Annotated in this window: 8 protein-coding genes; 4 read left to right on the top strand and 4 right to left on the bottom strand. The window is 36.0% G+C overall.

Annotation, left to right across the window (positions count from 1 at the left end; genetic code table 11):
• The first annotated feature begins 12 nt into the window (after nt 1–12).
• From BFL47_RS11635 to BFL47_RS11625, 3 genes are all read left to right on the top strand, one after another.
• Nucleotides 13–234 carry a glycoside hydrolase family 97 N-terminal domain-containing protein gene (locus BFL47_RS11635; RefSeq protein ID WP_069659971.1) on the top strand — a complete coding sequence of 74 codons (222 nt, stop codon included), beginning with the start codon at nt 13–15 and terminating at the stop codon, nt 232–234.
• 384 nt (nt 235–618) lie between these two features.
• Nucleotides 619–3,762 (top strand): glycoside hydrolase family 2 TIM barrel-domain containing protein, encoded by a 3,144-nt coding sequence (locus BFL47_RS11630; protein WP_069659970.1) that lies wholly within the window; start codon nt 619–621, stop codon nt 3,760–3,762.
• Nucleotides 3,763–3,785: 23 nt separating this feature from the next.
• Nucleotides 3,786–5,210, top strand: coding sequence for a glycoside hydrolase family 125 protein (locus BFL47_RS11625; protein ID WP_069659969.1), 1,425 nt, complete (start codon nt 3,786–3,788; stop codon nt 5,208–5,210).
• A 32-nt stretch (nt 5,211–5,242) separates the two neighbouring features.
• Here the strand turns inward: BFL47_RS11625 and BFL47_RS11620 are convergent, their stop codons facing one another.
• The 3 genes from BFL47_RS11620 to BFL47_RS11610 all read right to left on the bottom strand — a co-directional run bounded on the left by BFL47_RS11620 (nt 5,243) and on the right by BFL47_RS11610 (nt 11,036).
• A complete protein-coding gene (locus tag BFL47_RS11620) occupies nt 5,243–8,407 on the bottom strand; it encodes a ligand-binding sensor domain-containing protein (RefSeq protein WP_069659968.1) in 3,165 nt (1,054 codons plus the stop codon).
• A gap of 236 nt (nt 8,408–8,643) precedes the next feature.
• Nucleotides 8,644–9,609: a glycosyltransferase family 2 protein gene (locus BFL47_RS11615; RefSeq protein ID WP_083257142.1), complete on the bottom strand. Its 966-nt coding sequence runs from the start codon at nt 9,607–9,609 to the stop codon at nt 8,644–8,646.
• Nucleotides 9,606–11,036, bottom strand: a complete 1,431-nt coding sequence (locus tag BFL47_RS11610; RefSeq protein ID WP_069659967.1) for an oligosaccharide flippase family protein — start codon at nt 11,034–11,036, stop codon at nt 9,606–9,608. Before BFL47_RS11610 ends, BFL47_RS11615 begins: the two co-directional genes overlap by 4 nt.
• Before the next feature lie 149 nt (nt 11,037–11,185).
• On the opposite strand from BFL47_RS11610, the gene BFL47_RS11605 reads away from it, so the two are divergent.
• Complete coding sequence (locus tag BFL47_RS11605) at nt 11,186–12,094, top strand: glycosyltransferase family 8 protein (RefSeq protein ID WP_069659966.1); 909 nt, start codon at nt 11,186–11,188, stop codon at nt 12,092–12,094.
• Here the strand turns inward: BFL47_RS11605 and BFL47_RS11600 are convergent.
• A complete protein-coding gene (locus BFL47_RS11600; RefSeq protein WP_083257141.1) occupies nt 12,075–12,968 on the bottom strand; it encodes a glycosyltransferase family 8 protein in 894 nt (297 codons plus the stop codon). The genes BFL47_RS11605 and BFL47_RS11600 overlap by 20 nt on opposite strands.
• Nucleotides 12,969–13,185: the final 217 nt, after the last annotated feature.

The following is a 13,185-nucleotide window of genomic DNA, read 5'->3' as shown; positions in this document are numbered from 1 at the left end:
AACTATAAAATAATGAATATAGGTAATATCACCTTTTGTTTATTTTTATTAATTTGCTGCTTAACTAAAGGCGCTTCTTCAAAGGAAGTTTATTCACCGAATAAAAACACACAATTAAAATTTTGGTTAGATAAAAGCGGTACACCTTATTATCAAGTTACTTCCAATAAAAAGCCCCTAATTTCTTCTTCATTACTGGGATTAATAGCTAAAAATGGTGTAAATTTAAATTAGGATTTTACTGTTCACAAAGTTTTGTACGACAAGAAAGATGTAATATGGCATCAGCCTTGGGGAGAGAACAAAACTATACGTGAACATTAAATCTACGGATTCAATGGATATAGTAATGGCTAAAGGTGGTGGGCAAGCAATTTCTTTTGTTGAACTGATTTTATAATTTGTTTATGCGGACTATTAATTTATAATAAGGAATTGATTGATTAAACTGAGTCAAGAAATATATAGACGCATTAGTACCTTCAAAAGATCAATAATTTTTGCTAAATCGTTTAATACATGTATATTTAGTATAACTAATTAATAGATTTTAATTCGCTTAACAAATTATCAACTAATGAATTAGATTTATTAATTATTTATTTTAAATACAAATTCATGAGTTTTAAAGTCTCTTATTCCGTAATCCTGTTTTTTTTCATCAGCCTATTTCCAACTATTATCCTTTCACAAACAAAGGCAGAAAAAAAGGGGGACAGGGCAGAATGGGAGAATGAAGCAATCTTTGGGATTAATAAAGAGCCTGCACATGTGCCTTATATACCTTTTCCTTCTACGGAAACGTTAAAGGAGGATCCTACTTTTCATACTCCATGGGAGGCGACTAAATCTCCATTGTTTCTTTCTTTGAATGGCAAGTGGAAATTCAACTGGGTTAAACAGCCATCAGAGCGTCCGGTTGAATTCTATAAGCCAACTTTTAACAGTTCGGAATGGAAGGAAATTCAAGTACCCTGTAACTGGGAAATGTTGGGATATGGCACACCGATTTATACGAACATCACTTATCCTTTCAAAAACGATCCTCCTTTTATCAAATCTCAATCCGGTTATACTAATGAGAAAGAGCCGAATCCGGTTGGATCATACCTACGTAATTTCTCTATTCCCGAAAACTGGGATGGGAAAGAGATCTTTTTACGATTTGACGGGGCGTATTCCGCCATCTATGTTTGGGTGAATGGTAAGCAAGTTGGATATAGCGAGGGGGCCAACAACATCGCAGAATTTAATGTAACCAAAGAAGTAAAGGCAGGTGAAAATAGTCTGGCTGTTGAAGTTTATCGTTGGAGTGACGGTAGTTATATTGAAGATCAGGATATGTTTCGCTTAAGTGGAATCCATAGAGATGTAGCTATTTATGCTGTTCCCCAGGTTCATATCAGGGATTATTATATTAAGACTGAATTTAAAAATGATGATTTTGCCACAGCTGATCTGCGGATTAAAACAAGCATCCGGAACAACGGTAAGCAAAATGCAAAGTCAGGAAACCTGAAGATCTCCATTTTGGATCCAAAGGGTAAAGAGGTAATGCAATTGAGCCAGCCTTTGGCAACAGTAAAAAAAGATCAGGAGTTGGCGGTTGACCTTCAGGATGTGATTAAAAGCCCTTTACTTTGGTCGGCAGAAAAGCCTGATCTCTATACCGCAATATTTACGTTACAGGATCAGGATGAAAAAATACAGGAAGTTATTTCAAGCAAGTTTGGCTTTCGGCAAGTGGAGATTAAAGAAAAGCGACTCTTTATTAACGGGAAACCGGTATTATTAAAAGGCGTGAACCGACATGATATCCATCCGCAGTTAGGAAAAGCAGTGCCTGTTTCCTCCATGCTGGAAGATATTCTGCTGATGAAAAAAGCGAATATAAACACCATCCGCACGAGTCATTATCCCAATGACCAAAAAATGTATGCGCTATTTGATTATTATGGTTTATACACGGTTGCAGAAGCCGATCTGGAATGTCATGGAAATCAATCGCTGAGCAATACGCCCAGTTGGCTCCCTGCCTTTATTGACCGGAACGTCCGTAACGTGGAAGAGCATAAAAATCATGCGGCAGTAGTTTTCTGGTCTATGGGAAACGAATGTGGAGATGGTGAGAATTTTGTGCAGGTTTATAAGAAAATTAAAAAGATAGACAGCACATTTATTGTCCACTACGAAGGAAAAAATAGTGCTGCAGATATGGATTCAAGGATGTATCCATCGGTGGATGATATGATCGCTACGGACAGGCAAAAGACAGACAAGCCTTTTTTCCTTTGTGAGTATGCACATGCCATGGGAAACGCGGTTGGCAATCTGGAAGAATATTGGGACTATATAGAAAACCATTCGCAGCGGATGATCGGTGGATGTATCTGGGATTGGGTAGATCAGGGAATAAATAAGTTTGGTAGTCCTAAAGACCAGTACTTTTTTGGCGGCGACTTTGGTGATAAGCCAAATGACTTTGACTTTTGTAATAACGGAATTACAACTCCGGACAGAAGAATAACAGCAAAGATGCTGGAGGTTAAAAAGGTTTATCAGTACATTAAAATCCGTTCTGCCGACCTGAGTAATGGTACGGTGAAAATCATTAATCGTTATGCATTTACGAATCTTGATCAGTTTAATATCAACTGGCGCGTCTTAAGGAATGGCCTGGTAGTTGATTCAGGTGCTCTTGATCCTCAACATGCAAATCCAGGTGATTCTGTTGAGATAGGAGTTCCTTACCGGATTCCGGCTAGTGATAGTAGTGAGTATTTTTTGAATGTTGAATTTGCTTTGGCTAAAGATAGGTTATGGGCAAAAAGCGGTTATGTCGTTGCTTCAGAACAGCTGGCTTTGACAAAGCGGCCTTTGCAGGATTCTATCGCTCATACTGGTCCAGGTAACTTATATGTAGAAGAAAGAAATAATATAGTGAATGTGTCTGGTCCGGATTTCAATGTGCAGTTTGATAAAACTACGGGATTACTGACTTCTTTAAAATATGACAAGAATGAGGTCATCTATAATGGGAAGGGATTAACGTTGAACTGGTATCGTAGTATTAACAATGACAGTCGTAAATATGTTGAACCCGATACTCGGCTGATCTCTTTCACTTATTCTCCTGAAAGGGAAGTAAAAAGCATCACCATTAGAACTGTTCTGGAAATGAGTCTGAAAGGTGATAAAACGAGTATCCTTCCTTATGCTGTAAATTACACCATCTATGCAGGAGGATTAATTAATGTGGAAGCGACTATTGATAATACGAATGATGCTTATCATGTTCCCCGACTAGGATTGCAAATTTCATTGATCCCTTCAATGGAACAGGTAAGCTGGTACGGAAGGGGACCTCATGAAAATTACGCGGACAGGAAGTCTTCGGCCTTTTTCGGCATCTTCAGTAACACGGTTGACGGTATGGAAGAACATTATACCCGTTCACAAAGTATGGGAAATCATGAAGACATCCGCTGGCTCAGCGTATCAGATGAAAACCATACAGGAATTAAGATCACATCAGTGGATAAATTAAACTTCAGCGCACTGCATTATACCGATCAGGAACTTTGGAATGTGGTGCATGATTTTCAACATAACAGCATCAAAAAGCCAGAAACGATATTAAGTCTGGATTATATGCAAAGAGGAATAGGAAATGCCAGTTGTGGTCCTGGTCCCTTAAAGAAATATGAGTTGCCGGTGAGTAAGGTAAATACCTTTTCTTTCCGGATTGAAAGGATAAACTAACAAAATACAAAACCAGTTAAAACATGAAAAGAAGGACATTTATAAAAAGTGCAGGAGTATTAAGCGCAGGATATATGTTAAGTAATAACTTAAGTTTCGCAGCATCTCCAGCATTTCCTGTGGTTAGAACAGCCGCAGGATCCAGGAAGTTTACCAGTAAAGCAGTAGAAAAGGCTATTACCGAATTCAAAAAGAAAGTAAAAAATCCGGAATTGGGTTGGTTATTTGAAAACTGTTTTCCGAATACCTTAGATACGACTGTATTTCATGAAGTTAAAAGTGGGGTTTCCGATACTTATGTAATCACTGGAGATATTGATGCCATGTGGATGCGTGACAGCAGTGCGCAGGTTTGGCCGTACATGCAATTTATTAAAGAGGATAAACCCTTACAGCAGCTTATAGCCGGTGTTATAAACCGACAGGTTACCTATATATTGAAAGATCCGTATGCGAATGCCTTTTATCATGACGCAAACAAAGTAGGAGAGTGGAGCACGGACAAAACAGATATGAAACCGGGAGTGCATGAGCGGAAGTGGGAAATTGATTCACTTTGTTATCCTATACGGCTTGGGTATCATTACTGGAAGACCAGTGGGGATTCATCTCCATTTGGTGAGCAATGGCAACAAGCGATTAAAACCATCCTGCATGTTTTTCGTGAACAACAGCGGAAAGATAGCCTGGGCCCTTATCATTTTCAAAGAGAAACAGCCAAAGCGACAGATACGCTAACTATGGATGGGTTTGGCTATCCGGTTAAAGGAGTAGGACTGATCTGTTCGGCCTTCAGGCCTAGTGATGATGCTACGGTATTCTCCTTTCTGATTCCTTCTAATTTCTTTGCAGTGGTCAGTTTAAAGGAGGCTGCGGAGATGATGCAGGTAATCTTTAAAGATCAATCAACTGCTGACCAACTTACCTTGTTATCTAAAGAAGTGGAAGCTGCACTTGAACAATTTGCTATAGTAGATAATGAGAAATATGGAAAAATGTTTGCTTTTGAAACCGATGGTTTTGGTAGCTATCTGACTATGGACGATGCAAATGTGCCAAGTCTTTTATCTTTACCTTACCTGGGAGCAGTAAAAACCACTGATCCTCTTTATATGAGTACCCGCAAATTTATTCTGTCTGAAGACAACCCTTTTTACTTTAAAGGAACTGCGGCAGAGGGGATTGGCGGTCCCCACGTGGGACAGGATATGATTTGGCCAATGGCTATCATCATGAGAGGTTTAACCAGTACGGACGATGCAGAGATCAAAAATTGCATTGAAACGCTTCGTAAGACACATGGCGATACTGGTTTTATGCATGAAACATTTCATAAAAATGATCCTAAGAAGTTTTCCCGTTCCTGGTTCGCCTGGGCGAATACCTTGTTCGGAGAGCTCTTATGGAAAACTTACCAGGAAAAACCGCATTTATTGGTTCAATCATAATATCCTGCATACGCCTATTGATAAGTTTAATGTTAGTAGGATTGTTTCGGACGGATAGTCAAAATGATGGAAAATACATTCATATTGTTTTCCGGGACATCCAGAATTAAAGACCCTTGCAGTAATTCAGCAAGTGACCGGGAAAGGCCTAGTCCTAGGCCTGTTCCCGGTTTTGATCGGGTCTCTTTAATACGGAAAAAGGTATCAAAAATCTTTTCTTTCATGTCTATTGGAATCAGGTTCCCATTGCTTTTAACTTTGATGGAAAATAGGTTAGCTTCCATATTGATGTCAGACAATGAAATGATGACATGAGATTCGCAGTATTTTATAGCATTTGATATCACATTACTGATGATCTTATTTAAGGCTTCGGTATCTGTACTGGCTTTAAAAGAGGTGAGGGGGAAGTCTGTCTGCAGCATAATATTCTTCTGATCAGCTGCAGGTTGAAACCGTTGTACGACATCATTTAGTAAGGCAACGATATCAGTTTCCACAAAATTGAGACTAAAACTATTCGTTTCGACCTTTCTAAAGTCAAGTAATTGCTCTGTAAGTTCCAGTAATCGCCTGGTATTCCTTTCCATGACAAGGATATTTTTTTTGATCGCAGGAACTTCATCCACCTTACTGATGATTCTTTCGAGTGGTGCCTGAATTAAGGTAAGAGGTGTCCGGATTTCATGCGCTACATTAGTAAAGAAATCAATTTTGGCCTGATAAACTTCTTTCTCTTTTTTATAGGATAGCTGTTCTAATTTACGCCGGTTCTTTTCTTTTATCTTGTCATCAAAGTATGTGATTAGAAAAAAGATTAAGGATACACTAATAATTATATAGAAAAAATAGGCGAATGGACTTTTCCAAAAAGGGGGACGAATATATATAATCAACATGGTAGGTTTTTTACTCCAAAAACCAATACTGTTAGCTGCTTTTACATAAAAGATATATTTCTTTGGAGCCAGCTCTGTAAAATAGGCTCTTCGGTTTGATTTCAAATAGGTCCATCCTTTATCCAGCCCCTCTAGTTTATAGGCATATTCCGTCATTTCCGGAGAGGTATAACTCAAAGCGGCAAATTCGATATTAAAGGAGGACTGGTCGTAGGAAAGGGTAATGCTATTAGTAAATAAGATAGACTTTTTTAGTGGGGAATAGTGTTTGTTGATAACCAGTTCCTTATTATACACCTCAAATCTAGTGATATAAACAGGAGGAATGAAGGTATTCGGGATGAACTTATCCGGATTAAACCGGATCATTCCCTTGACACTTCCAAAATACATATCTCCATTCAGCGTATCTTTAAAGGCTGAATTATAATTAAACTGATCATTCAGCAGACCGTTAGACCGGGTAAAGATTTGCATCCTTTCAGTAGCCGGATCAAAACGGACTAAACCTCTTGAACTGCTGACCCATAACTTATGCTTTGAATCTTCCAATATTTTAAAAACAAAGTTACTTGGTAATCCATCTTTCGTGGTGTACCTTTTAAAGGTGTTATTAAAGGAATTAAACTTACAAACTCCACCACTCTCAGTGGTAAGCCAGATGGTTCGGTCACTGGACTCAAAGATCCCATTTACGCGGTTACTATTTAGACTGTGAATATCTTTGGGGTCATAAACAAACTGCTTGATCTTTCCACTTTTCGGATTAAGGAGATAAGCGCCGTCTTTAATTGTACCCACCCAGATATTTCCCTTATAATCTTCCAGGGTGGAATAAATAAATGGACGGTAATTATCAGGAAAATAGATGTTTCTAAAACTCTTCTTTACAGGATTGTAAGCGTACAATCCGTTTGTAGTCCCTACGTAGAGTTTACCAGACCTTGTTTTAAGAAAATTAACGATAAAATTGCTTTTTAAAGAACCAGAGTCTGTTCCGTAGTCAAAATGGCGAATCACTTTATTTGTTCGGATATCCATAATATCCAGACCATGTTCGAAAGTTCCAATCCATAGCTGGTTGCCGAATGCTAGTAGCCCATGAATATTGGTATACGCGATATCGGTTTTAGCTCCTGTTGATTTTAAAGGAATTGCAATACCGGTTTTAGGGTCAAATTTATTTAGTCCGGCATCTTCTGTACCTATCCAGATAGAACCATACTGATCTTTGCAGATCTCCCTAACCGCATTTCCACTTAGGGATCCTCCACCATTTGCAGGAAAGAACTTTTCGAACAAATTATATTGCTTCGGATAATAATTAAGCCCCCCGAAAAAACTACCAACCCAAATTCCTCCTTCCTTATCCCGGCTAAGCGTATATACCGCATTATCAGAGATCGAATAAGGATTGTTATTGTTTTTCACCAGGTTAACCGTTTGTTTGGTTCTGAGATTGTAAGTAAATACACCTAATTCCGTTGCAATCCAATACTCATCTCCACCATAATGAACAAAGTTCCGGACATAAATTTCGCTACCGCTTTTATTATAGGTCAGTATATCCTCATACGTTTTAGTTCGCTTATTAAAAAGCTTTACCCCCTGATTGGAGGTACCAACCAATAGATATTGGGCATTAGCATCAAAGACCCTGAGTATGTTAACCGATTTAGCGGGTTTGGAATGTAAAAAAACATTATAAGTGCTGTATGATTTATTTTTAATATTTAGTTTCCGAATCAAACCTGTTGATGTACCTGTCCATATCGTTCCGTCGGGGCTGATACACAAAGAAGAAATATCAAATTTATTTTCAAAATTGAACAGCATGAGCAGATCAGTTTTTGGGGTATAGCGGAAAGCTTTTGAATCGGCCATAAACCACAGGTTACCATTTTTATCTGCATTTAAGTTTGTTATGCCCATAAGTAAAGTGGACTTTACTTTCGAGAAAGTCTCGTGTTCTGTATTAAACTTATAAAGTCCTTTTTCCGTACCTGTCCATATTGTTCCCTGATTATCTTCAGTTAAAGAAATAATACTGTTATTGCCGATGCTTCTTGAGTCATCCCGATCAGGTCGGAACACTTTAAAGGTAAATCCATCAAACCTGTTCAAACCATCTACCGTGCCAAACCACATAAAACCTTTATGATCCTGAAGGGAACAAAACACTGAATTGCTGGATAGTCCATTTTCAACTTCATACCGTTTAAAATAATAGGGTTGGGCAACAACAGAACTGATACAGAAAGAAAGGAGCAAAAAAAAGAGTAAAGCTGAACGTTTCAATATATTTATTTAGGGTTTGGTTAAAGTACAAAAAGATAAAAATTGACACAAATCAACGAATCTACTTCAAGCTAAATCGTTTTCTTCGAATTGATTATTCAGCCAATTTAGCCTTTATGTACGATATATGACCTTATAAATTTACTTTTAAGACAATCATGAACATTCCTTTGAATTAACTATGGGTAAAAGATAATTAAAATCAAAGATCGATCAGTTCAAAAGGAAGAAGTCAATTAATGATTAAGCCAGCTTTCTTTTTGCATATTTTTCAGTCTATGTCTTTTTATTTTTTTAATCATGAAGAAGATATGAACGAATACTTTCATTTCCAAATAAGATTCCTTAAACTTTAATTTAAAAAAGGCAGAGAAGAAGAATTCCATACGTGATCGAAGGAACACCATGAAACAATGGTAAAAGCTTCTGTTGATGTTCATTAGTGTAATTAAACATCCTACAACTTGTCTTTTGTAACGCTTTTCATAAGGAAATTTTTGTACACTAGCAAGTTCTTGAATCCGATCATGGCACCCAAATGCGGCAGGGCATATCCCTGTTTTCCCTCCATGATAAATAACGCGATGCATATAATCATCATCTTCGCCATAATGTGGGAATATCGGATCAAAAAGGCCGATTTGTTCAATAGCATGGCGACTAATTAGCCAAAAGGCTGCATTGACAAAAGTTGTGGTATACACTTCCTGAGGGGGCTCGTTTCTTAATATTAAATCAGAAACCATATTTTCACAGTGATAGGGCGAGATATAGATTGAAAAACCAAAATCTAATTTCTTACCTGTACCATCAAGGTGAACAGGACTTAAAACAAAATATTCGGGATGTTTCTCTTGAACTGTAACTAATGTTGCAACTGTTTCAGGCATAATCCAAGCATCTTGATTTAACAAAAACACATAATCTGCTCCCTGATTGAGGGCTTCGCTAATGCCAATATTATTTGCCTTACCAAATCCAAGATTCACTTGGCTTTGAATGATTTTTACGTCAGGATACCCAGAACGGATAAGGTCAATACTATTATCCGTAGATTGATTATCAACTACTATAATTTGAAGTGGTACAATTGATGTTTTTAAACTATCGAAACATTTTTCTACCCATTTAGCACCATTGTAAGTTACAATAATCACAAATATATTGGTCGTGTTTTCGCTTTCCATATGGTCTATTTTCATGCTGTTTTACTAGGAGAAATTTTATTAGAAATAATCGTTAAAATGCTTTTGATTTCTTTACCAGAGCTAATTCCAAGATTTATGAGCATTAGAAAAAGAAAAAACAGCTTAAGTTCAAATTGATCATAGAAACAAGCAAACCATATACCAAGAGAAAGGAGGATTACCGGAAGCCAAAATAGTAGTAATTGTCTTAAATTAAAAGCCAGTGCCTTATAAAAAATGAAGATCATATTGAAGGGCAGAACAAATAATATGAAGGAAAGGGAATAAAACTGAGCTATACCTACTAAAGAATAATAGGCACCTATTGAAATTCCTGCTATGGTAAAAAAAGCACTTACCCATCCACTAATCATTAATTTCTTTTCCTTATTCAGCAACACCAGGATATTCCCTGTAGTGGATAATAAAGACTGTCCAAATATTAGTAGTCCAAAATAGGGTAGAAGTTTCCCTACAGCTAACCAGTTTTGCCCCCACAGAAATGATACGAGTTGTTCTGGAAACAAGATAAATATGGAAGCAATAGGATAAACGAGAATAGATATAATTTTTAGAACAAAAACATACTCTTTGTTAATATCGCCACCTTCAGATTTTAGTTTTTTAAGACTGGGATATAAAACCGTCCCCATTAATCCGGTAACCAACGATAAAGGTAAAGTCAATAAACTATAAGCCCGATTGTAGATACCCAAGTCATTCACTCCATAAAACTTACCTACAATGAGGTTATCTGAATTTCTTGCCCAATAATTAATCAGATTAAAGCCAAGGAGATTTTTGATACTGTTCTGAGTATGTTTATAGGCAATTTTAGCATATTTAAATGGATATAATTTACACCCTAATCCCGTTTTATGTTCATAATAAACAACGGCAATGATGGAAGTTACAATTTGAGGAATAATAATGGACCAATGTTCAGCTCCCAGGTAGGCTAAAATTATAGTCAGAATTATGCTTACAATGGTATTAATCAATGTGATCTTTCCAATATCATTAAAATTTAATGCTTTTGATAGTAAAGCCGCTCTTACGATAGACATACTTCTGGTAATAAATGTCAAAGAAAGCACGATTGCAGGAAGTATAAGATTATGATTACCATAGAAAGAGGCAATAGGCCAGGCTAATAAGGAGGTTAGAAAAAAAAGTGCCACTCCGATAATTATAGAAAGAGTATCTAATCCTTTGTAATAAGATCGTCCATAATCACTTTTGATAACGGCCAAAGAAATACCACTATCTGAAAATACAGATATAAAATTTGTAAACACAGTAATTAATCCCACAAGACCATAATTTTCAGGTAGGAGTAATCGCGCTGTTATAAAGGAAGATAAGAAAACGATAAGCTGAGATATATAATTATATCCACCCGTTACCAATATATTCTTAAAAAACGTTTTCTTAAAGCTCATTACTTATTTATATACCCTTTTATGGTTTTTTTGAAAAAATGTTTCATAAAAATCAATTGGATCCATTTTAAAAGGAGGTTGTGCATGTAGTATGGAAAAGTAAAAAAAATAATTCAAGTTAGACGAGCTTATTTTATGATATTTAACCTATGGAAGAATCGGCAGAAAAAATTACCGTAGTAACTGTATGTGACAATCATTATGCGGTATTATTAGCTGCACTGTTGAAGTCAATAGAAGTTAATTATAAAGCTGATTCGGCGATCAATCTTTATATAGTAGAAGATGGATTGATCAAACAAAATAAAGATAAAATTATCGGATCGGTCAGTAAGGATGTTTTTCATATTTACTGGTTAAAATTAAGTGAAATCATACCAGATAAGTCAAATTTACCCCTGGATGCCTCTTCTTTCCCCCTGAATGTATATGCACGGTTATTTATTCCCCATTTTATTTCTCCTTTATTAGAGAAGGTCATTTATCTGGATGTAGACATGATTATGGAGGAAGATATTCAAGAGTTGTGGAAGATAGATTTGCAAGATAAGGTCATTGGAGGGGTAGTTGATCGTTCAGGTGTAGTAAGTAGCACCTGGGGAGGAATAAGCAACTACAAAGAACTAGGCTTATCTCCAGATACAAAATATTTCAATAGTGGCTTATTAATATTAAATCCGAAGAAATGGCGCGAACTGAACTGCACAGAACGCATATTAAAATGTGTTAATGAAAACAAAAAATATACTAATTTTCCTGATCAGTATGGGTTGAATGTTGTATTTGCAGATCAGTGGTTACAGCTGGATTCCAAATGGAACTGTTATGCCGTATCAAAAGAACCAAATCCTTATCTGATTCATTTCATCGGAATAAAACCTATTTATTCCTCATATGCCTATAATGAGGATTATAAAAACAGATTCTACCATTACTTACAACTTACACAATGGAATGGTTTCAAGCCACATAACAGTTATAAACGATTGCTTAAGAAGCTATACAACAAGCTAATTAAAAAGGGATACGAATTCTTTTCTAAGAAATCAGGCTCTTAACATACAAAGGCAATTTCTCCAGAACATTACTTGTTTTGATAAAATACCGTTTAGTTTCACCTACAGGTTTGCTATTTATCCATTTTGTTTTATTCAGGTAATTATAGAAAACATCTTTATATACCGGGCTATTGAAATAGGATTTATAGAAGGGCTTTCTATGAAAGAAATGAATATTAAAAGGCTCTGGATGTTTCCCATCAGCATAATAATTCCATAAAGGATCTAACTCAAGCCATTGGTTTACTAGGTTTACATTCAGACCATACTGATCACTAAATTGAGTATACTGTCTGTTTTGATTCACCGTTTCTATAACCTTACGCGTGATATCATGCTCTTTCCACTTGTCAATATTCATGAGCAATAATCCGGAATTGAAATATTTCGCGTCACCTGGCAAATTTAATTCTTTATAATTTTTTACGTTATTTTTTATATAAACACAGGTTGAATCAGTAACCGCTGCGGCTATATAGTTATCGATATTGGTATTCCATAATTCAGAGATGTCTCTGTTAATGATCATGTCAACATCCAGATAAAGCACCTTTTTTAATTCATCCGGAATAAAATATGGAATGAATATCCGCATGAAAATATTAAGTGGATAAGTATTTTTATCAAGCGGCAGATGCATATCCTTTGGAATTACCTGTTTTTGATTAATCCATTTTAAAGTAAACATTACTGGGTCTAAAGATGATTCCAATTTAATCCTGTTATGTTTTGTGATGCCATCTTCAATAATCCAAACATCAATATGCTCTGCCGATTTATGGTTGACTTCTATCGATTTAAGTAATGCAGCAAGCATGATCAGATAGTGATTATCACAGGCAACAGCGATACTAATTTTACAGGAATTTGACATGGTTTGAAGGAGTGATTTGGAATAAGAAAAAAATTTAAACAACTATTAATTTTAAAAATTGATCAAAAGTACATCAGATTACACTTTAAAAATTATAAAATATTTATAGCGTAATCTTCTCTAATTTTGTCTTAATAATCCCTAAAGTCATGCCAATCATGAATAAATAGATTATAAAACAAATTAAGACCTTTCAATTGCCATTTATATAAAAAAG

Source organism: Arcticibacter eurypsychrophilus, assembly GCF_001730525.1.
GTDB classification, from domain to species: Bacteria; Bacteroidota; Bacteroidia; order Sphingobacteriales; family Sphingobacteriaceae; genus Arcticibacter; species Arcticibacter eurypsychrophilus.
Note: the sequence above shows the minus strand (reverse complement) of the source record. Positions and strands in the feature narration are given on the sequence as shown.

Coding starts and splice junctions, on each gene's coding strand:
- BFL47_RS11635 (WP_069659971.1), top strand. CDS start 13: ATGAATATAGGTAATATCACCTTTTGTTTATTTTTATTAATTTGCTGC.
- BFL47_RS11630 (WP_069659970.1), top strand. CDS start 619: ATGAGTTTTAAAGTCTCTTATTCCGTAATCCTGTTTTTTTTCATCAGC.
- BFL47_RS11625 (WP_069659969.1), top strand. CDS start 3,786: ATGAAAAGAAGGACATTTATAAAAAGTGCAGGAGTATTAAGCGCAGGA.
- BFL47_RS11615 (WP_083257142.1), bottom strand. CDS start 9,609: ATGAAAATAGACCATATGGAAAGCGAAAACACGACCAATATATTTGTG.
- BFL47_RS11610 (WP_069659967.1), bottom strand. CDS start 11,036: ATGAGCTTTAAGAAAACGTTTTTTAAGAATATATTGGTAACGGGTGGA.
- BFL47_RS11605 (WP_069659966.1), top strand. CDS start 11,186: ATGGAAGAATCGGCAGAAAAAATTACCGTAGTAACTGTATGTGACAAT.
- BFL47_RS11600 (WP_083257141.1), bottom strand. CDS start 12,968: ATGTCAAATTCCTGTAAAATTAGTATCGCTGTTGCCTGTGATAATCAC.